Annotated in this window: 14 protein-coding genes; 8 read left to right on the top strand and 6 right to left on the bottom strand. The window is 57.0% G+C overall.

The genetic code is table 11. The features are described 5' to 3' along the window. Nucleotides 1-62 precede the first annotated feature (62 nt). From RA28_RS06980 to RA28_RS06955, 6 genes are read left to right on the top strand one after another with little or no spacing between them, the layout of a single operon-like run. Entirely contained in the window at nt 63-293 is a 231-nt protein-coding gene (locus RA28_RS06980; protein WP_039524980.1) for a hypothetical protein, read from the top strand. Nucleotides 294-307: 14 nt separating this feature from the next. Further along, nucleotides 308-2,581, top strand: coding sequence for a TOMM precursor leader peptide-binding protein (locus RA28_RS06975; protein ID WP_052261318.1), 2,274 nt, complete (start codon nt 308-310; stop codon nt 2,579-2,581). Nucleotides 2,582-2,607: 26 nt separating this feature from the next. Further along, the gene (locus tag RA28_RS06970; RefSeq protein WP_039524977.1) at nt 2,608-3,132 is read left to right on the top strand and encodes a hypothetical protein; all 525 of its coding nucleotides are present in this window, start codon (nt 2,608-2,610) and stop codon (nt 3,130-3,132) included. A 5-nt stretch (nt 3,133-3,137) separates the two neighbouring features. Continuing rightward, nucleotides 3,138-4,463: an FAD-dependent oxidoreductase gene (locus RA28_RS22655; RefSeq protein ID WP_039524975.1), complete on the top strand. Its 1,326-nt coding sequence runs from the start codon at nt 3,138-3,140 to the stop codon at nt 4,461-4,463. Then, a complete protein-coding gene (locus tag RA28_RS06960; protein ID WP_039524971.1) occupies nt 4,460-5,773 on the top strand; it encodes a tryptophan 7-halogenase in 1,314 nt (437 codons plus the stop codon). Before RA28_RS22655 ends, RA28_RS06960 begins: the two co-directional genes overlap by 4 nt. Beyond that, nucleotides 5,766-11,327 carry an AAA family ATPase gene (locus RA28_RS06955; RefSeq protein ID WP_082029741.1) on the top strand — a complete coding sequence of 1,854 codons (5,562 nt, stop codon included), beginning with the start codon at nt 5,766-5,768 and terminating at the stop codon, nt 11,325-11,327. The genes RA28_RS06960 and RA28_RS06955 overlap by 8 nt, the downstream gene beginning before the upstream one ends. 261 nt (nt 11,328-11,588) lie before the next feature. On the opposite strand, the gene xylA is transcribed toward RA28_RS06955, so the two are convergent. From xylA to xylF, 4 genes are all read right to left on the bottom strand, one after another. After that, complete coding sequence (xylA, locus tag RA28_RS06950; protein ID WP_039524968.1) at nt 11,589-12,896, bottom strand: xylose isomerase; 1,308 nt, start codon at nt 12,894-12,896, stop codon at nt 11,589-11,591. A gap of 8 nt (nt 12,897-12,904) precedes the next feature. Beyond that, nucleotides 12,905-13,702, bottom strand: coding sequence for an ATP-binding cassette domain-containing protein (locus tag RA28_RS06945; protein WP_039524965.1), 798 nt, complete (start codon nt 13,700-13,702; stop codon nt 12,905-12,907). Then, nucleotides 13,702-15,000 carry a sugar ABC transporter permease gene (locus RA28_RS06940; RefSeq protein ID WP_039524964.1) on the bottom strand — a complete coding sequence of 433 codons (1,299 nt, stop codon included), beginning with the start codon at nt 14,998-15,000 and terminating at the stop codon, nt 13,702-13,704. Before RA28_RS06940 ends, RA28_RS06945 begins: the two co-directional genes overlap by 1 nt. A gap of 61 nt (nt 15,001-15,061) precedes the next feature. Continuing rightward, a complete protein-coding gene (xylF, locus tag RA28_RS06935) occupies nt 15,062-16,081 on the bottom strand; it encodes a D-xylose ABC transporter substrate-binding protein (protein ID WP_039524961.1) in 1,020 nt (339 codons plus the stop codon). 150 nt (nt 16,082-16,231) lie between these two features. Here xylF and RA28_RS06930 point away from each other — a divergent pair, with 150 nt between their 5' ends. Then, a complete protein-coding gene (locus RA28_RS06930; protein WP_039524957.1) occupies nt 16,232-17,449 on the top strand; it encodes an ROK family transcriptional regulator in 1,218 nt (405 codons plus the stop codon). Further along, entirely contained in the window at nt 17,439-18,950 is a 1,512-nt protein-coding gene (locus RA28_RS06925) for a CRTAC1 family protein (protein WP_039524954.1), read from the top strand. Before RA28_RS06930 ends, RA28_RS06925 begins: the two co-directional genes overlap by 11 nt. Here the strand turns inward: RA28_RS06925 and RA28_RS06920 are convergent, their stop codons facing one another. Together RA28_RS06920 and RA28_RS06915 are read right to left on the bottom strand one after the other, a co-directional pair. Then, nucleotides 18,951-20,249, bottom strand: a complete 1,299-nt coding sequence (locus tag RA28_RS06920; protein WP_039524952.1) for a cytochrome-c peroxidase — start codon at nt 20,247-20,249, stop codon at nt 18,951-18,953. Next, on the bottom strand, nt 20,246-21,172 hold the full coding sequence (locus RA28_RS06915) for an aldose epimerase family protein (protein ID WP_052261316.1): 927 nt from the start codon (nt 21,170-21,172) through the stop codon (nt 20,246-20,248). Before RA28_RS06915 ends, RA28_RS06920 begins: the two co-directional genes overlap by 4 nt. Nucleotides 21,173-21,218: the final 46 nt, after the last annotated feature.

Genomic DNA, 21,218 nt, shown 5'->3' with positions numbered 1-21,218 from the left:
TTTGCAGCGCCGTTGTGCCGAAAGCAGGCGGCAAAAATACACACGACAGGGAGTGAAATTCGATGAGCGCACCAACAAATGACGACTGGGGCAAGATGCACGCAAAAGCATGGAAAGACCCGGAATTCCGGACCTTGCTGGAACAGGACCCGACGTCAGCGGTCAAGGCATACGGCGATGAGGTCGGAAAGACGTTCACAAAGATCGTGAACCTCGGGGACAAGCCCAGCGACGCTTCGGATGACGACCTTCACACCCACGATTCCGCAGTTGCCCCACCCGCCTGCTGCTAAGGGCGCATGCGCCCATGTATGACAGTGCCAATTCGGCACCGCGTTTCAAATCCAGCATCGAGCCGATCGTCGACCCAGACGACGGCTTGTATCTGTTCAGCGAACAGGGCCATGTCAGTCTGACAGGCCGGATTTATTCCGATCTTGCGCCATTGCTGGATGGCACGCATCAGGTCGAGGATATCTTCGAAAGGATGTGCCGGCACCACGCCAGCGCAGACGTGTTGGCTGCGCTTGACCTGTTGAAGCGGCATGGATTTTTGGCCGAGGACACCGCGTCGAAACCGCGGAATCAACAGGCGTTCTGGGACCTCGCTGGGACCAACGCCGCGCAGGCCGCCGAGCGTATGCTGGCCACGTCTGTTGACATCCTGTGCCTTGGCAAAAACTCCAGGCAAGACCTGCAGAATTTGCTTGAGCAAAACGGGTTACGGGTTGTCGATCACGGGGCATTGAGGGTCGTCGTGACAGACAGCTACCTTGCGCCTGAACTGGACGAATGGAACCGGCAGGCGATTGCCGAAGGAAAACCATGGGTTCTGGTCAAGCCCGGTGGGATTCAATCTTGGCTGGGACCGGCATTTGTTCCGCGTGAAACCGCCTGCTGGGAATGCCTTGCCCACCGCCTGCGCTGGCACAAACGGGCGGAAGTTCATTTCGCGCATCAGATGCAACGGCGCGACGGTTTCCCGCTCGTCCCGACATCGGGCATTGGGTCATCCGCACTGCCTGCACTGGCCGAAGTGGCGACCGAAGTGACGCGGTGGATCGGAGTTGGTGGATCATCTGTTCTGGCGGACCGGGTTATCAGCACGGATCGCCTGACGCTGGAGCGGCAAAGCCACGTTTTGACCCGAAGGCCACAATGCCCTGCCTGCGGCGAAGCAAATCGCCAAGCCCATTCTTGCAGGCTGGATCTGAAATCAAGACCCAAACTGCGCGGAACGGATGGCGGGCACCGAACCACTGAGGCTGGCAAAGTCCTGAAGACGCTAGACCGCCATGTCAGCCCGATAACCGGGATCATAGGAACGGTGAAGCCTGGAACTCGAAGCGGCCCCGTCAAAGGCGAAGACTGGGTCACGCCAACCTATTCTGCCGATCACAATTTTTCTGACATGCATGACAGGCGCTTTTTCCTCCGCGAAGGGCTCAGGCGGCGATCTGGCGGCAAGGGCCGCACACCCGAGCAGGCGCGCATCAGTGCCGTTGCTGAATCCCTGGAACGGTATTCTGGCGTTTTTGATGGAACCGAGCCACGGCAGATGGCCCGGTTCGTCGACCATGAAGGCCACGCAATCGCGCCGAACGATTGCATGGGCTACAGCCCCCGACAATTCGCAAACAGAGAAACTAGCAACCTGAAAGACCACAAGGCACATTGGGTGCCAGAACCCTTTGATCCCGAGGCCGAAATCGAGTGGACCCCGCTTTGGTCGCTGGGCACGCAGAGCGTACGCTACTTGCCGACCTCCATGTGCTATTTCGGGTATCAGGGAACAGGCCCCATCTTCGGGCGGGCGGACTCCAACGGGTGCGCCGCCGGGGCCACGATCGAAGACGCCATCCTGCAGGGTTTGTTGGAGCTTGTCGAACGGGACGCCGTGGCAATCTGGTGGTACAACCGTTTGGTCCGACCCGGCGTAAAACTCGACGGCTGCGGCGACACTTTCGCCGCCCGCATGATGGCCCGATATAGTCAATTGAACCGAACGCTGGACGTCATTGACGTGACAAGCGACATCGGCATTCCGACTTTCGCTGCGATTTCGGGACGGACCGACAAGGCCGAACAGGATATCATCTATGGCTTTGGCTGCCATCTGGACCCCGAAACCGCCCTGTCCCGCGCGTTGACCGAGGTTAATCAATCACTGGAAGCCGTCCCAAAGACCGGCGGTTCGCCCGGCCAGATGACCTATTTGGGCAGCAGTGAATCTGTGAACTGGTGGCGGACCGTAACGCTGGAGAACTCTCCCTATCTGACTCCTGATACGGGGGCGGGTTGGGCGTCTATTAATGATCACCGCTCTTTGGCGAGCGATGATGTGCTGACTGATATTGAAACCTGCATATCCCTGCTTGAGGCACGCGGAATCGATGTGCTGGTTTTGGATCAAACCCGACTTGACGTGGGCTTTCCGGTTGTTCGCGTGGTTGCCCCTGGTCTGCGCCACTTCTGGGCCCGTTTCGGGCCCGGTCGACTATATGACGTACCCGTCCGGCAGGGCTGGCTTGAAACGCAAAAAACCGAAGAAAACCTGAACCCTCATATCATTCAGTTCTGACAACATCCCGGACAAGGACACAACGCATGGCCACCTCTTCAACAACTTTCGATTACGCAATTCCTTTCGATATTATGATTGGCATGTGGACGGGGCACTCCATCATGTATGACGACCAGGGCAAGTATCTGTATACCGGCCCCAGTATCCTGACGATCGACTGGAAGGAGCCCGGCAAGATCATGCATTACCGGCAGGAGGACCTGGGCAATTTGGATGAGCTTGTGTCCGAGCACGAGCACGGCGAAACCATGAAGGACCTGTTTGTTTTGCGCGAGTTCGATCTGGAGGTGACCGGCAAAGCCTGTGTCTCTGTCTCCGGCGACATCAAGGTCCATGGTGTGGAAAGTTCGCCCAGTATCTATCTGTTTCACCTCAACTTTCCGAACGGCGACTACTATAACAACCAATACTTCCTGAATCCCAATCAACGTCGAATAATCGGCCCCTTTGTGCCGCGCGACGCAAACGGCAAAACGGACGGGTTTCGGTATGTTGTGTCGCAAACCTTCGAGCGGATTTCCTACGACGTACCCGAAAACGCGTTCTGAACTCGATGACCCGGCCACCCGATCCAAATCACGACCCATCACGCCAGACCGACGCCCATGCGATTGTCATTGGCGGCGGCATCGCAGGCCTGCTTTCAGCGCTGATGCTCAAGGATCGGTTCGCCCGGGTCACCGTGCTGGAGCGTTCGGACTACGCGGAACTGTCGGGTGACGCCCCCAAATCACGGCCCTCTGTGCCCCAAAGCCATTGCTTGCACATGCTGATGGGTGCAGGGGCGCAGGCATTTGACGATTTGGCACCGGGATGGCGCGACGCCCTGTTGGTGCGCGGCGCCACGGCATATGACGCGGGCTCTGACGTGGCGAAGCGGGTGTCCACAGGATGGTTGCCCCGCGTTCAGACCGGAATAACGCTGTACGGTGCATCACGGTGCCTTATTGAAACTGCCTTGTTGGACCTAATCCGGGACACCGAAACGGTTCGTATGTGCACAGGGCAGCGGGTTACCGGGTTCGAACTGACGCCGGATGGCGCAAGTATTCGTGGGGTTTGCCTAGATACTAAAAACGGAGCCTCTCAAGGCATTCAAAGAGCGGATGTTGTTATCGATGCAAGTGGCGCTGCATCGCGCCTGCCCCGTTGGTTTGCACAACATTTTGGAGAGGCCGCCAGGATTGCGACGTCCGAGGTTGCGCCCGGTCGCCAATACGCCTCGTGTTGGGTGCAGTTTGCGCCTGGGCAGACACCGGAATGGAGCGGACTTGCAATCGCGCCCGAAAGCAGATCGGACGGTTATGCCGGTATGATGATACGCGCCGAAAACGACCTGTGGGGAGTTGTAATTCAGTCCCCGGAAAATGCCGATTTGCCAACCGATTACGATGGTTTCCTCAGACTTACCGCGCACTTGCCCGACGCCTCGCTGCATGACGCTTTGAAACAAGCGAGCCTTGCAAGCCCTGTTCACATCTTTGGCCGGACAACAAACCGACGGCGACACTACGAAGACTATCCCGACTGGCCGGAAAACCTGTATGCTGTAGGTGACAGCGTATGTGCGCTGGACCCCTATGCGGGCTTGGGCATGACTGCAGCGGCGCGAGGTGTTCGCTTGCTTGCAGAATGTCTGGACGAATGCCCCAGCGGGTTTGCAGGTAAACGGTTTCAGTCACTTTTGGCGCAGCACAACGAATGGCCGTGGCGGGTCGCCACAGGCAAATGGGAGAATTCGATGTCACCCGGATTGGCCGAGCGGATGAACAGCCTTGTGCGCGCAGCGCCATTCGACACGACACTTACTCGCTTGCTTTTGGACGTTCAGCATATGTTGCGCGATCCAGAAACGCTGACACAGGAGGCCGTCGCATGAAGATTGCCGTTTTGGGTGGCGGTACAGCCGGTTTCATCGCGGCAGCGCATCTGACGCATTACTTTCCCGATGCCGCACTGTGGCACATCTTTGATTCCCGGATACCGACAATTGGGGTTGGCGAGGGGACGACTCCGCGCTTCCCGCTTTGGCTGCAAGAGGTTTCGGGCGTCGGCCCGGACGAGATAGGCGAGCGTTGCGGAGCAACGGTAAAAATGGGGTCCGCGTATCAAGGATGGGGTGCGGACAACACCGATTTCGTCAACCGGTTTCAGCCGCCGCGTTTGTACGGGTATCACTTTGATGCGGGTCGCGTCACTGATCTGATCAGCGATCATGTTCGCGCGACGCATATTGACGGCAAAGTCGTATCACTGGTGACACAAGAAAAAGGCGTTCTGATCGGGTTCGAAGACGGAAGTCAGTTGCACTGTGACTATGTCCTTGACGCGCGTGGTTTTCCGAAAGGGGCGTGGGCCGATGCACCAATGGACCCGGACATCATCCGAATGGATTGGATTCCCACCGGACGTGCAATGGTTCGCCGCCTGCCGCCCAGTGCGGATACAAGCATGTCTCGATCAATTGCGCGGCGGCATGGATGGGCGTTTCAGATACCATTGCGTGACTGGACGTCCTGCGGCTATGTCTTCAATCCGACACTCAGCACGGATGAAGAGGTGCTTGAGGACTTCGACGCTTTCCTGGAAAGCGAAGACACGGAACCGACGGAAATCCGAGTTCGCGTGAGCTTTCCGAACTTCATGCGCAAAACGTGGTTTGATGGACGCATCTTCACGATCGGCAACGCCGCATCATTTGTCGAACCGCTGGAGGCGACGGCCATTGGGGCAACGATCATGCAGGTGCGCACAGCGCAACGCTGGATGACCGACCACGGATCCAAAAGCCCGTTAAGCGACCCCGCGATAGATCACGCAAACCAGACGATGCGATCCTATATCCTGCGTAATTCACTTTTCATCGCATGGCATTATGCGTGCGGGTCACAGTGGGACACGCCATTCTGGACCCTTGCTGCCAACAGCCTTGAGCGCGCGGAAAAACACGCGTACTTAGCTCGCCATATGAATGCAATGAAAGACTTTCTGGATGCGGGGCGCGACCTGCCCGGTGCCCGGATCGGGGCCTGCACGGACCCAAGAAGATGGGAGAGCGACGTACTGCCAATGTTGACCAAATATATCCCATTCGGCAATTTTTCCGAGTTGAACTTTGCGCAGGTCGGCCACGGAATTGGCTATTACGGCGCTAACAAATGGTCCGCGGGTGACAACGTCCATGGCTAACACGAGCATGTCCTTTGTTCCCGGCTTCCGCCTGTCGGAGCGGCTTTATGAAAGTGGCAATTCATTTCTGTTCCGCGCCACACGAGACTCGGACGGCGCGCGGGTCGTCATAAAGATCCTCAAAAGCGATTTCCCGAGCGCAAGCAAACTGGCCCGCTATCGCAGCGAATATGAAATCACCAGCAGCCTCGACCTGCCCGGCGTGATTCACGCGTTGGAGTTACGTCGTCACGACAAGTCGCTGATGATGGTTCTGGAAGACTTTGACGGGGTGGCAATTGCCGATCTGCTGGCAACACGCACGCTGTCGTCTGCCGAGTTTCTGGACACCGCCCTTCAGATGGCAAGGGCAGTCGAGGGTATTCATAAGGCACACGTGATCCACAAGGATATTTCGCCGCAAAACGTTTTGATCAATCCGGGCACGGGCGAGGTCAAGCTGATCGACTTCGGTATCGCCACGAGGTTCTCAATCGAACATCCGGTTCTAAAAAGCCCGGAGGTACTGGAAGGCACCCTGCCCTACATCTCCCCCGAGCAAACGGGCCGAATGAACCGGACCTTGGATCATCGCACCGATTTCTACTCCATGGGCGCGACGTTCTACGAAATGCTGACCGGTGTGCCGCCTTTCGAAGCTGACGACAAGCTGGAACTGGTTCATTGCCATGTGGCGCGCGAACCGATTCCCGCGCATCGGCGCAACCCGGATGTTCCACTGGCGCTGTCCAAAATCGTTGGACGAATGATGGCCAAGAAGGCCGAGGACAGATACCAGAGTGCGGCGGGCATCATTGCAGACCTTGAAACCGTGCGCCTTGGTGCGGGTCTGGACCGGTTCGAACCGGGGCGGTCTGACAGGACGGATCGTTTCACCGTGCCCGAACGGCTTTATGGGCGCGACCGGGAATTGCGGACATTGTTGGAGGCGTTTGAGCGCGTACGGCAGGGCCCGGCAGAGATGATGCTGGTATCCGGCTATTCCGGTGTTGGCAAAACCGCGCTGGTTAACGAGGTCCACAAACCGATCACGCGCGAACGCGGATATTTTGGCCGGGGCAAATTCGACCAATTCAAGAAGAACGACCCCTATTTCGGCCTGACCGTTGCGCTTCAGGATCTGGTGCGCCAATTGTTGACGGAAAGCGAAAACCGTCTGGCGCGCTGGCGCGAGGAACTGAACGAGGCGTTGGCTCCCAACGCGTCAGTCATACTGGATGTCCTGCCGGAATTGGAATTGATCATCGGCCCGCAACCGACCGCAGCCGAGCTGGATGCGACAGAGGCCACGAACCGCTTTAATCAGACGGTCCGAAAGTTCCTGAGGGCGCTCTGTGCCCATGACCGGGTGCTGGTCCTGTTTCTTGATGACCTGCAATGGGCTGACAGCGCGACGCTTGGACTGTTGAAGGTGGTTCTGACGGATGACCAGATCGGTCGCTTGCTGCTGATCGGGGCTTATCGCAGCAACGAAGTGGACGCGATGCACCCCATGACGCTGGCGTTGGATTCGGTGCGCGACGCTGGTGGCAAACTTTCCAGCCTGGCGCTGGCTCCGCTTGGCATGTCGGACATCGCGAACCTGATCGCGGACACTTTGCAAACGGACGCGTCACAGCTGTTCGAGTTGGCGCAGCTTGTCGTTCAAAAAACCCAGGGCAACCCGTTTTTTGCCCGACAATTCCTGATCGATCTGCACCATGAAGGCCTGATTTTTCAAACTTCGGACAATCCGGACGCCCCGGTTCGCTGGACTTGGGATATTCAGGCAATCCGCGCGGCTAAAATCACCGATAACGTCGTGGACCTGCTGCTTGAAAGACTGCGCAGACTGGAGCCCGACACGCAATCGGCCCTTCAGCTCGCTGCCTGTATCGGCAGCCAGTTTGATATCGACACGCTTGCCCTGATCCGAAAGATTGAACCGCAAGAGGCGTTCGAGTGCCTGCTGCCCGCCATTCAGGAAGACCTGATCAGACCTCTGTCCGATTTGATCGTAACCGAGGATGACAATGCGCTTTCCCCGCTGGTTGTGCGCGAGTTCGCCTTCCAACATGACCGTGTTCAGCAGGCGGCGTATAGCCTGATAGACATCGAAGACCACAACAGTGTGCATCTTGCGATTGGCCGTCAGCTGCGGTCACGATTGTCGGCAGATGAGCTGAACGACAGGATCTTCGAAGTTGTCGATCAACTGAACATCGGGCGCGACGGGATAACTGATCGCGACGAGCAGATCGACCTTGCCCAACTCGACCTTTCGGCGGCACGCAAAGCCTATGCTTCGGCAGCGTACAGCGCGGCGCTGTCCTTTGTGAACGTGGCCCTGGAACTGTTGGGACCGAACGGATGGGACGAAAACTATGACCTCATGTTTGAGGCCCATCGGCAATCCGCCACGTTGGAGTATCTGACCGGTAATTTTGAACGATGCACCGAAATCGTTTCAACGACGCTGGATCACGCACGCACCGATCTCGAAAAGGCCGAGATTTACTTTACCCGCATCGCCCAACACACGCTGTTGATGGAGTTTGATCAAGCCATCGAAGCCGGCATCAGGGCATTGGGATTTGTCGGCGTGGAAATGAGCCTCGAAAACCTGGAAGAGGCCGGCCAGAACGCCGTTGGAATGGCAGCCGGAATGCTGGGCGACACAAACCCGGCGGCTTTGTTTGACAATCCGGACGTGGACAGCCCGGAAATTGCGCTGGCACAGCGCAGCCTGCGTCACCTGATCATCGCGGCCTTCCTGTATAATCAGCAATTGTTCCCGCAGATCGTCGGAACCTCGGTCCAGTTGTCGCTGAAACACGGCAACGCACCTGAATCTGCGTTGTTCTTTGCAAATTTCGGCCTGATCCTTGGCGCGTTTATGGGCAAATTCCGCGAGGGCCTGGCCTTTGGCGAGCTTGCACTGAGGCTGTGTGACAAGTTCGGTGCCAAAGCCCCGTCGGCCACCGTCTGCCTTGTTACAGGCGTCGAGCTTATCCCGTGGGTTCACCACGTTCGCAACGCTATTCCGGTCATCGAGCGCGGTTACCGCGAGGGCATGAACTCGGGCGACATTCTATGGGCCGGGTACTTGGTCATGTACCGCGTGGCCATCGACACCTTTGCGGGCAAGCAGATTGACGAGGTCCTGGACGCGATGCCCGACCAGCTTGATGCATTGCTGCGGGCACAAAACCACGGGGCCATTGCGGGCATCCACGCCCATCAACTGGTGCTGTCCACGCTGGCGGGGCGGTCACATTCCAGCACGGATTTCTCTACCGAGAACCTAGAAGAAACTGCTTTCCTGGAAGCCTGCGAAGAAAACAAGATGTCTATGGCCATCTGTTTCTATCGCATCCTCAAGGCGCAGGCATTGTATGTGTTTGGCCGCCCGCACGAGGCCTTGGCCGAGACCCGTATGGTCGAGCCTTTGCTGAGCTTCATCATCAACCACCCGAACCTCGCAGATCATCTGTTGTACCAATCGCTTTCGATCGCCGCGCTTGACGCCGGCGGCGATACCGATCCCGAGATGCGGGCGCAGCTGGAGGCCAACCACGAGCGGTTGAGCCAGTGGGCCGAGTCCGGGCCGGATAACTTCCGCGCCAAGCAATTGATTGTTGCGGCCGAGATCGCACGTCTGGATGGCAAGGACACCGACGTTCTTGATCTGTTTGATGCGGCGATCCTTTCTGCTCAGAAAGGTCAATTCGTACAGGATGAGGCGATTGCCTGTGAACTGGCCGCGCGATACGTGATGAAACGTCGGCCCAATGCGCGGATCGGAATGATGTATCTGCGCGATGCCCGCTATGCCTACCAGCTATGGGGGGCACAGCGAAAAGTTGAAGAACTGGAACTGGAATTCCCGCAGCTTCTGACCGAGCATCGCGACAGTCGCGCGACCATTCAGACGATGGCCGAGAGCACACAAGGAACAGTCGACACGACGACCAATCAGTTCCTGAAAGGCGATCTTGACCTCAACACTTTGCTCAAGGCGGCACAAACCATTTCGGCCGAGGTCGCACTTGGGCGCCTGCTTGATCGCTTGCTGGGTATTCTCATCGAAAACGCGGGGGCGCAACGCGGTGTGCTGTTGTTGACGCGCGGTGATGACATCATGATCGAAACCGAAGCCAGCGTGATTTCGGACGGCTCGGTCGCAGAGCTGCCGGTGCCGCTGGATTCCGAGGTCGGAACAAGGATCCTTCCCGCGAGCGTCATAAATTATACCGCGCGCACACACGAGGTTGTCGTCGTCGACGACGCACAGATCGACGAAAGATTCATGGTCGATCGCTATGTTCAGGACAGCGGGACCCGCTCGGTCCTGTGTCAGCCGATCCTGCATCAAGGTGAGTTGATCGGACTTGTCTACCTTGAAAACAATCTTGTCAGTTCGGCCTTTAAACCAGAACGCGCGCGCCTTCTGTCGCTGCTGTCTGGACAGATCGCGGTGTCTATCCGCAATGCGGAACTGGTTGAAAATCTGGAAGACAAAGTACGCGAGCGTACCGAACAACTCGAGATGCACGCCAGCTTCATCGAACAGACCTTTGGCCGCTATCTGGCGGGCGAGGTGGTTGACCAGTTGTTGAAGTCTGCGGACGGGCTGGATTTCAGCGGCAGAAAAACCACTGTGACCGTGATGATGTCGGACCTGCGCGGCTTTTCAACGCTTTCGGACACATTGCCGCCCGAAAACATCGTGACCATGCTGAACAACTATCTCAGCGAAATGACGACGGTCATTCAGAAGTACAACGGCACGATTGATGCCTTTGTGGGGGATGCGATTCTGGTCGTGTTCGGCGCCCCGTTGCAAAGACCCGATGACGCCGAACGCGCCTTGGCATGTGCGCTGGAGATGCAGCAAAGGATGGCGCGGGTGAACGACTGGAACACGCGCAATGGCTTGCCCGAGATCGAGATGGGTATTGGTGTGAACACAGGCGAGGTCGTTGTCGGCAACGTCGGCTCGGACAAACGCGCCAAATACAGCGTGGTGGGCAGCACCACCAACCTGGCGGCTCGGATCGAAGGATTTACCGTCGGCGGACAAGTTTTGATTGCCGAAGAAACCCGAAACGCGGTGAAAGCCCCGTTGGACCTGCGCGAATTCCGCACGGTCGAGCCCAAAGGCGCTGGCAAACCGTTGAAACTGTTTGAACTGATCGGGCTGGGCGGCGCACATGCGATAAGCCTGTCAAGTCAGCCGGTTGAAATGGCCGATCTTGACCCACCCATAACACTCAAATTCCGCTCGGTCGTTGAAAAACAGATCGTGGGCGACCCGGTTGAGGGTAGGATCATGCGCCTGTCAACGACCGAAGCGCGCATCCGATCCGACATCTCTCCGCAACCTTTTACTGATCTGCAATTGCAGATTGACTGGCCTGATGGCACGGATCCGGGGATGAGCTTGTATGCCAAGGTTTTGGACAAGACAGGAGAAAACGGCGGCTTTGCAGTGCGCTTTACGGCAATCCCACCAGATGCCCGTACGATTCTTGCCAGGCTCGTTCAACAAAACGCCGCGAAAGCTGCGGGTTAGACGCCCAGCCGGTATCTGATCGACGCTGAAAGGTATTTTGCGCATGAGACGATGCGAGGCGTTCAACGCGCCATGAACCGGGTGCCCGGATTACGGGAAGGCTCGCGGCGGCGCGTTGCATTAGTCGAAACCCTGTCATCGTCTGGTCTGTCGGCGCAAAGTCCGGCCCATGCCAAATGCATCACAGTAGACGGGCGAGCTTGGCATTTGCGAATGCAAGCTTCGCCCTTTGTGAGCAAGTGACTCAGACCGTTAGGCGGGTCAGACGAACCGGTTGACGTAGTTTTCCAGCTTTTCCTGACGCCCTGATCGTGGATCGGGGTTTACCGCATCTGCGAGAACGCGCGCAGTGATGTCATCCAGGTTGCTTTCCAACATGGCTTGGGCCGCGGGCGTTTCCCAACCAGAGTATCTGTTGGTCAGTTCGGTTTCCAAACCGCCATCTTCGATCATTGCAGCTGCGGCTTTCAAACCACGGGCACAGACATCCATACCTCCGATATGACCCGCAATTAGATCATCCGGATCAATGGATTGCCGACGCAACTTCGAGTCAAAGTTTGTGCCGCCTGTGGTGAAACCGCCCGCTTTCAACACGTAATAGTAAGCCAAGGCAACTTCTGGTGTGTTGTTGGGAAATTGGTCCGTGTCCCAGCCCGATTGATAATCATTTCGGTTCATATCGATCGAACCCAACATGCCCTCGGCTGTAGCAACGGCAAGTTCATGCTCGAAACTATGCCCGGCAAGGATCGCATGGCCTTGTTCGAGGTTCAGCTTAACTTCGTCCTCGAGGCCGTATTTCCTGAGGAACCCGATGCAAGTTGCCGCGTCATAGTCATATTGGTGTTTGGATGGTTCCTGCGGCTTTGGTTCGACAAGAATGGTGCCCTTGAAGCCGATCTTGTGCTTATAATCGACCACCATGTTCAGGAAGCGGCCCATGTGATCAAGTTCGGTTTTCAAGTCGGTGTTGAGCAGCGTCTCATACCCCTCACGACCGCCCCACAGCACATAGTTTTCGCCATTCAGCTTATGGGTCGCATCCATGCATGATTTCACGGTCGCCGCAGCAAAGGCGAAAACGTCCGGGTCGGGGTTGGTGCTGGCGCCTGCCATCCAGCGGCGATGGCTGAACATGTTGGCCGTCCCCCAAAGCAACTTTGTGCCAACATCTTGCATCTTTTCACCAATATAGTCGGTGATTTCTTCCAATGTGCGCAGATTGTCGGCGAAATTGCCCTGTTCCGGCCGAATGTCCGCATCATGCCAGCAGAAGAAAGGCTGACCCAAAAGCTCGAACATCTCGAATGCGATATCGGCTTTCAGTTTTGCGCGACCCATGTCATCCTGAGGATGCCAAGGCCGTTCAAACGTCGCGCCGCCAAACGGATCGCCGCCTTCCCAGGCAAATGTATGCCACCATGCGACGGCAAACCTCAGGTGATCCTCCATCCGCTTGCCCAGAACAACCTCATCCGGGTTGTAATGTCGGAACGCCAACGGGTTGTCGCTGTCGACACCCTCGAACCGGACCTTTTCAATGCCCTCAAAGAAACCGCTTGTCATTTCTGCCTCTATTCTGATTTTTGCCCCGGCTGTTTGCCGAGAATGATCATCGACAACAGGTCGTCGTCCGTAACGTCCGCGATATCGACTGTCCCGACCAGTTTGCCGTTCTTCATCACCGATGCCCGGTCACACAGGTCCATCACGGCGTGAACGTCGTGATCGATCAGGAAAATACCGATTCCCTGTGCTTTCAATTGATGAATCAGGTCAGCGACCATCTGGGTTTCGTGTGGTCCCAAGGCCGCCGTCGGCTCGTCCATGATCAGGATGCGGGCATTAAAGTAAACGGCCCGCGCGATGGCCACAGATTGCCTTTGCCCGCCTGACAGCGCCGAAACGGGGTCGTTGAACTTCTGAAAGTTTGGATTGAGCTGCGCCATGATCTTGCGGCACTCGGCCTCCATCGCGGCGTCGTTCACCAACCCCATCGGGGTGACCATCTCGCGCCCCAGAAACAGGTTGGATGTCGCATCCAAATTGTCTGCCAAAGCAAGGGTTTGATAGATTGTCTCGATGTTATTGGCCCGCGCGTCGCGAGGGTTGGTAATCTCGACCGATTTGCCATCAATCAGGATTTCGCCGTGATCCATCTGATACGCACCAGACAGGACCTTGATGAGCGTCGATTTGCCCGCGCCGTTATGCCCCAACAGACCGACCACTTCGCCGGGATATAGGTCGACCGATACGTGATCGACCGCCTTGATCCCCCCGAACGAGATCGAAATGTCGCGCATCTCGACAAGTGGCGGAACGCCAGAGCCGCGACCCGAGGATGTTTGCTGAGTTTCCTGATCCTGCATCACTTGGCTCCCAGCCGCTTGCGGTAAACGATGTCGATATAAACGGCGAGTACAAGAACGCTGCCGACGACGATATTCTGGAACGGAGCGTCGACGCCGACCATCGCCATGCCGGATTGAAGCGCCTGCATGATCAAAGCTCCGAGGATCGCGCCGTAGATGGTGCCGATACCGCCAGACAAGGCCGTACCGCCGATTACCGCAGCCGCGATGACCCGCAGTTCGTCCAAGGTCCCGATGTCGTTCGAGTGGTTGGCCAGACGCGCCGAGGCGACCACCGCCGAAACCGCGCAAAGAAAACCCATCAGCGCGAAAATCTTGACCGTCAGCAGCCTTGTATTGATCCCCGAGAGTTCTGCCGCGTCAGGATTGCCGCCAGTGGCAAAGATATAGCGGCCAAACCGGGTTTTTCGGGCAACCACAGTCAGCGTGACCGCGACGATTATCAGGATAAGAACCGAGATTGGAATGCCGTATCCGACGACCAAACCCTCGGGCATTGTCTCACCACGGGCTTCGAACATACGCTCTAACCTGCGGGTCGGAATGGAATAGCTGTTTACGATGTAGACATATCCAAGGATCGCGATCGCGATGATTCCGGCCAAGGTGGATTCTGCCCACACAGGCTTTACCGGAAAGCCGTGCGACGCCTTTGCGCGGCGGCCGCTCCACAACGCCCAGATCGCAACCGCCGTGGCAAACAATCCGAACATCCAGCTCGCGGTTGTGCCAAGCGTGCCGTTGGTTCCACCAAACATCAGGAACGTGCTGTCCAGTGGCCCAATCGTTTGCCCACTGGTCATGTACCAGGCGACGTTTCGCCAGACCAAGAACCCACCGAGCGTTACGATAAAGGCAGGAATTGTCAGATAGCCGACCATCCACCCGTGGAAGGCCCCTATCAACGTGCCAGCCAGCAACCCGATAAGGATAGTTATGGCCCAGGTCGCAGGATTGTTCAGGCCCATGCCCAGAATGTTCGGAAGCAACTCGGTCTGCGTCATTGCCATGACGGCAGAGGTCGTTGCCAGCAACGCGCCCACGGACAGATCAATGTGACGTGTTACGATTATGAAGACCATGCCACAGGCCATGATCGCCACTGAAACAGTCTGAATCGACAGATTGAACAGGTTTCGCGGCGTCAGGAATCGCCCATCCGTGACGATGTTGAACCCGATGCAAAGGATGACAAATGCGCCGATCATTCCCAAAAGCCGCATATCCAGTTCCAACTGTTGGAACAGGCCTGGCTTTGCTTTTTGTGGAACCGGCTGAGACGAAGTTTCGGTCATTTCCGATCTTTCAATTCAGCAAGGGTCCCCGGCCAAGGATTGGGGCCGAGGACCGTGATGTTTAGTTACAAGGAGCGGGGCCGCTTTCAACGCCCTGGCAGAGATCTTCCAACGGGATCCATCCGGCATCGACAACAACGGACAGGTTGTCCTTGGTGATCGGAACCGGAGCCAGGAAGACCGAGTTCATGGTCGTCCCGCCGGGCGACGTCCAGCTGACGGCACCATCCACATCAGCAGGGCTGGTTCCGCTGCTCAGAGCCACAGCGATTTCACCCGCCGCCTTGCCCAATTCGCGCGCGTCTTTCCAAACGGAAACGGTTTGCGTCCCCAGCGCGACACGGTTCAATGCGGCGTGGTCACCGTCCTGCCCCGAAACCGGAATACCTTCCATGCCTTGGGCTGTCAGGGCCGCAACAACACCACCCGCAGTACCATCGTTAGACGCAACCACGGCATCCACGTTGTTTTCATTGGCGGTCAGGATTTGTTCCATATTGCGCTGCGCATTGGCCGGAAGCCAACCGTCGGTATAAGCCTCACCCACAATGACGATGTCGCCACTGTCCACAGCTGCGGCGATGATTTCTTGTTGGCCGCCCCGCAGGAAATCAGCGTTCGGATCGGTAGGGGAACCCTTGATCATCACGTAGTTGCCCTTGGGCATCGCGTCGAAAACCGCCCTTGCCTGCATCCGGCCAACTTCGACGTTGTCAAAGGTCAGATAGAACGCGCGATCATCTTCAATCAGACGGTCGTACGCGATGACCGGAATGCCTTCGTCCGCAGCCGCCTGTACTGCCGGGCCAATGGCCTGAGCGTCTTGTGCGAGGACAATAAGAGCGTCCACACCCTGGGCAATCAGGCTTTCAATGTCGGAAAGCTGTTTGGCCGATGACGACTGCGCGTCAGCCGAAATATATTCCGCACCGCCTGCTTCCAGCGCGGATTTGATCGCTGCTTCGTCCGTCTTCCAGCGCTCTTCCTGGAAATTGGACCAGCTGACGCCGACAACGGGGTCGGCAAACGCGACCGAACCCAACATCACTGCTGCAGCCGAAAGGCTGAGAATTCTCTTCATGATTTCCTCCCATTTGGTGAGCAAACGTATTCGATTCGCTGCTCTCAGATTTTTAACTAGCATATTTATTTCAGTCGGTAAAATATTTAGTCTGTCAGAAACAATAAAACCCGCTTACGTTAAGTCTGTGATGAGATTCGCGAGGATAAGATGCTGAAAAGCAATGCGTCTCCAGACACTTTGGACAAACGAAACGTGACCCGCCTGCGGGTTCTCGAACATATCCGTGTGCGTGGACCGATCTCGCGAATCGATATTGCAGCAGCGTTGCAAACCAGCCCGGCAACCGTCACAGCGGCGACCGCCAACCTGATTTCGGCGGGTTTGATCAAAGAAATCGAGGGGGACACGAACCCAAAATCAACAAAGCGAGGTAGACCCAGGGTCCTGCTTCAGTTGGACGGTACTTCACATCTGATTGCGGGTTTGAAAGTCGCGCGCCAGCACATCTCGGTCATTGTTGTCGACTTCGAAGGCAGCGAGGTCGCCTCGCACAGACATACGTTGGATAATGCAAGAATGTCGCCGGATGAGTTCGTGAAAGTCATCCGAGCGGTTCTGGAAGACACTTGCAAAAAGATCAACAGCAGCCCCGACAAACTGGCGGGCGTTTCAATCGGAATTGCCGGTCTGGTTGACGCGGAACGGAACTTTGTCCACTGGTCTTCGTCCATCACAGAACGCAACATCGACTTCAACGACCTGTTGTCGACCGAATTACCCTGCCCGGCCTTCGTTGAAAACGACGCCAATCTTGTTGCCAAGGCCGAACAACTCTTTGGCTTGGGCAAGGGCCTGAAGAACTTCCTCGTCGTCACGATTGAACACGGAGTCGGACTGGGTATCGTGCTGGATGGTGAGCTTTATCGCGGCGAACGAGGGTGCGGGGCAGAGTTTGGACACGCCAAGGTTCAACTTGATGGCGCTTTATGCCAATGCGGTCAGCGTGGGTGCCTGGAAGCCTATGTCGGGGACTATGCGCTGATCCGCGAAATGACCGTTGCGGACCAGACAAAAGACATGGAAACCGTTTCCAATATTCAGGAACGCGCCCGCTCTGGCGATCAAAGAGCGGTTTCAGTGCTTGCCCGTGCAGGCCAGATGTTCGGGCTGGGAATATCCAATCTGATTAACCTGTTCGATCCCGAATGTATTATTATTTCAGCGGCGCATTCCAGTATTGACCACCTGTGTTCCGACGAGGTCATGAACCGCATTCGCAGCGGGGTCGTTAACGTTGATGCGCCGCTGCCCGAGATCAAGGTCCACCGTTGGGGCGACCAGATTTGGGCCAAAGGTGCTGCGGCCTATGGAATCGAGCAGGTCTCGATCCTCAAAGTTAAGGAGTTTGCTGCCAATGCGGCGTGAACTAATTTTTTCACTTCTGTGCGCGACCGCGGCGTCGGCAAATGCCGCGCCCCCGGTTTTCGAACGGATTGAGGTTGCACCCCACGCCTATGACGGCGGGTGGGAGCACTTTGTGGGCGGTGGCGTTGCCGTCTTCGACTGTGATGGCGACACCCTGCCAGAGCTTTTCGTGGCTGGCGGGTCGAACCCTTCCACGCTGTTCCAGAACACCTCAACCGAAAGCCTTTCGTTTCGCGAGGACACCCCTGCGCAGCTCGCTCAGACCGGCGTGACAGGTGCCTACCCCCTGGATGTCGACAGCGACGGTAGGATGGACCTTGTTGTCCTGCGGGTCGGGCAGGACTTGTTGTTGCAGGGAAGGCCCGACTGCACCTTTGCCCCATTCGAATCCCTTGGATTTCAGTCGGAGGATCATTGGACCACCGGTTTTTCTGCAACTTGGGAGGATGGCCAGACCTTGCCGACCCTTGCGTTCGGGACTTATGTGGACCGTTCCGACCCAGATGGCCCCTTTGAGGCCTGCGGGCCAACGGTTCTGTATCGACCCGATGGTGGCAGGTACACAGTGCCGCAACATCTTGAACCCGGCTATTGCTCTCTATCCATTCTGTTTTCGGATTGGTCACGGACCGGTCGCGCGGATTTGCGCGTCAGCAATGACCGCCACTACTACGTGCGCGGAGGAGAAGAGCAGCTTTGGTCGATGGGGGACACGCCGCGTCTTTATTCATCCGATGACGGCTGGCTGCCCTATTCGATCTGGGGAATGGGCATCGCTTCGCGTGATCTGACCGGTGACGGGCATCCCGAGGTGTATCTGACGTCGATGGGCGACCAGAAGTTTCAGGTGTTTGACCCCGAGGCAGAAGGCCCGACGTGGCGGGATGCCACCTATGACAAGGGCACAACCGCACACCGCCCGCATGCGGGTGATGATGGGCGGCCGTCGACCGGGTGGCATGCGCAGTTCGGTGATGTGAACAATGACGGCTTGGACGACATTTTTGTTGCAAAGGGAAATGTCGAACAAATGCCCGATGCGGCAATGAGCGACCCCAATAACCTCATGATTCAAAAAGAAAACGGCGAGTTCGTCGAAGCTTCGTCGGAGGCCGGTGTCGCATCAATGTCCAAGTCGCGCGGGGCCGCACTGGCCGACCTGAATAATGATGGGCGGTTGGATCTTGTGGTCGTCAATCGAGGTGCAGATTTCGAGGTTTACCAAAACCGCTCGCAATCGGATAACTGGCTTTTGGTAGACGTCCATCAGGACCGTCCCAATCGAATGGCCGTTGGAGGCTTTTTGGAGGTCAAAACCAAGTTCGGCACCCAAACCAGAGAGATCACCGTAGGTGGAGGCCATGCCAGCGGGATCGCTGGCATGCAGCATTTCGGCATTGGCGAGGCTGACAGCGTACAAGTGCGCATTGTCTGGCCCGGAGGCGAAACCGGCGAATGGAAAGACGTCGCGCCCAACCAGATCATTCGCTTTGGTCGGTGATTATTGATCGACTGGCAACCCGCTTGGGACGCTGTCCGGCACACCCAAACGAACGGCTGGGTCCTCAAGACTCTCCAGAAAACTCACAAGTGCATCGATTTCGTCATCCGTCAGGCTTTGCGGCAACAAATCGCTGGAGTCTGCAATCGCGGCAACAAGTTCGGTGTCCATCATCGGATTCTGATCCTCCGCACCGGAAAACGCGGGCAAATTCGCCATTTCAAGGGAATACTCGTGCAGCGACTGCGCAGGATTCAGGTGGTGGCGAATAACATCTTCCAGACTTGAATAGGCCCCGCTGTGACCGTAGGGCGCAGTCAGTGTCACGTTGCGCAGCGACGGGGTTCTGAAGGCAAAGGCATCGTTGGAACTGCCGGTCACGCGCAAGCGTCCGTCGTCGCGCACATGGTTCTCGAACCGTGCCGCCTTGCCGGGACCAATTTGCGGCATTGCGATCGAATGAAACTGGTGATCCGTTTGAAACCAGCCGGCGTGACAGGCCGCGCATCCGGCCTTGCCATAGAACAGGCCCATCCCGTGTTGGGCGGCTTGCGGCAGCTCGCCTTCGCCCCGCATTGCAAGGTCGAACGGGCTGTTGTCGGCGCGCCATTCAAAGGCAATAAAATCGGCGATGACGTTGGCGATCGCGGTGAAAGTAATCTCTTCGCCCGGATACACATCTTCAAATCGCTGCCGGTATTCGGGAATTGCCGCGACCCGGGCGGCGATCAGGTCCCACGCCCCGCCCTCCTGTGACAGCAGTCCCTGACGCACGGCCTGGCTTACTTCGTTTTCCGAATAGTGTCCGGCCATTTCATCAGGCGACAAAACCGGGAACATCGCCTGTGCCGCCAAAGCCGATTGAAAACCCGGCCTCATATTCGTGCCCAGAGGGGTTCGGAACCCAAGCGGTTCGCCCGGGTCAGCTTCTAGTCGCCCGTCATGAAAGAAGGTTGTGAATTCGGTCGCGCCAAGGTTCCACAGTCCAGGCGAGTTTCGCGGTATCCGCTGCTCCGGCAGGTTGTCAGGATCTGGCCTGCGCTCGTTGCCAAGCCCGATGCCCCCCTCGCCAATCCCAAGCGACAGCCCGTCCGATGTGCCAAGGTCAGGGTGATGGCAAGTCGCACAACTGATATTCCGGTTGCCTGACAAGATCGGATCATAAAACAGCAGGTGTCCAAGTTCTGCATTGTCAAAATCCGGTTCCAGAAACTCGGGCCTGGGTCCGAGATCCTGCGCATTAGCAGCCGTGAGTGTCAGCCACAAACCCGAAACCGTTATTGCCAAAGCGTACTTCAATCCCGCCCCCTTTCGATCTTCAGAGTCAGCTTTTGGTAATACGGATTGTCCGGCGTGTGAATGACCGATGGAAACCCCGGAACGTTCACGGCATTCGGATAGCCCGATGGCTCAACGCACACCCCACCATTTCGCGGAAAGGGATGCGAGAGGTGCCCGCCAGTGTAAACCTGTGCACCCGGTTGATCGCTATAGACATTCAGTCGAAGGCCGGTTTTGGCCGTGATTGTGGCCACCGGCCTGCGCTGAGTTTTGGGATCAAAGACAAAAAAGTGATCTATGTCCTGTTCAGCATCGACACTTGGCTGGTCAGCGGGGGAACCAACGCCAATTTCGGTTGCATCGCGTCGCATTCCCGTAGCGATGCCCGCTTCGTCTATTTCGAGAAATTGATTTGATGCCACCCCCACGCGCAGGTCCGACGCGCCCAGTTTGCTTCCCAGACAAAAATAATTGTGTTGCGCCACACTGATCGGGGTGGCTTGATCCGGCGTGGCCTTAATCTCATACGTCAAGCACGGGGAATGAAGGAGGACGCGAACCTGAAAGTCCACGTTGCCCGGAAATCCGCCTTCGCCGTCTGGCGACAGGTAATTCAACACCGCCTCATTTGGCGCGATTTGGCGAATTGTCCAAAATTGCCGCGACAGTCCGACGCTTCCGCCATGCAAAGTGTTCTCGCCCTCGTTGGCGTCCAACTTGCGGCAAATGCCGTGAAGCTCGAACTGACCGCCGCCAAGTCTGTTGGCGACACGCCCGACAATTGCACCGAGATAATAGGGGTCGGTTAGATAGTCCTGCGGGTTCTCATAACCCAGTATCAAAGGTGTGCCGTCCAGCCACCACCCTTGAGTGACAGCCCCATAGTTCAAAAGCGATACCGACATCGTTTCGTCGGTCAGGGACACCTGTTCAATCTGCAACGCTCTGTACCGAACCCACTACTGCTGCACCGTCAAATCAGTCGAA

It is taken from the genome of Ruegeria sp. ANG-S4 (genome assembly GCF_000814005.1).
GTDB lineage: Bacteria > Pseudomonadota > Alphaproteobacteria > Rhodobacterales > Rhodobacteraceae > Ruegeria.
This window is presented reverse-complemented; position numbering and strand designations above follow the sequence as displayed.

Coding starts and splice junctions, on each gene's coding strand:
- RA28_RS06980 (WP_039524980.1), top strand. CDS start 63: ATGAGCGCACCAACAAATGACGACTGGGGCAAGATGCACGCAAAAGCA.
- RA28_RS06975 (WP_052261318.1), top strand. CDS start 308: ATGTATGACAGTGCCAATTCGGCACCGCGTTTCAAATCCAGCATCGAG.
- RA28_RS06970 (WP_039524977.1), top strand. CDS start 2,608: ATGGCCACCTCTTCAACAACTTTCGATTACGCAATTCCTTTCGATATT.
- RA28_RS22655 (WP_039524975.1), top strand. CDS start 3,138: ATGACCCGGCCACCCGATCCAAATCACGACCCATCACGCCAGACCGAC.
- RA28_RS06960 (WP_039524971.1), top strand. CDS start 4,460: ATGAAGATTGCCGTTTTGGGTGGCGGTACAGCCGGTTTCATCGCGGCA.
- RA28_RS06955 (WP_082029741.1), top strand. CDS start 5,766: ATGGCTAACACGAGCATGTCCTTTGTTCCCGGCTTCCGCCTGTCGGAG.
- xylA (WP_039524968.1), bottom strand. CDS start 12,896: ATGACAAGCGGTTTCTTTGAGGGCATTGAAAAGGTCCGGTTCGAGGGT.
- RA28_RS06945 (WP_039524965.1), bottom strand. CDS start 13,702: ATGCAGGATCAGGAAACTCAGCAAACATCCTCGGGTCGCGGCTCTGGC.
- RA28_RS06940 (WP_039524964.1), bottom strand. CDS start 15,000: ATGACCGAAACTTCGTCTCAGCCGGTTCCACAAAAAGCAAAGCCAGGC.
- xylF (WP_039524961.1), bottom strand. CDS start 16,081: ATGAAGAGAATTCTCAGCCTTTCGGCTGCAGCAGTGATGTTGGGTTCG.
- RA28_RS06930 (WP_039524957.1), top strand. CDS start 16,232: ATGCTGAAAAGCAATGCGTCTCCAGACACTTTGGACAAACGAAACGTG.
- RA28_RS06925 (WP_039524954.1), top strand. CDS start 17,439: ATGCGGCGTGAACTAATTTTTTCACTTCTGTGCGCGACCGCGGCGTCG.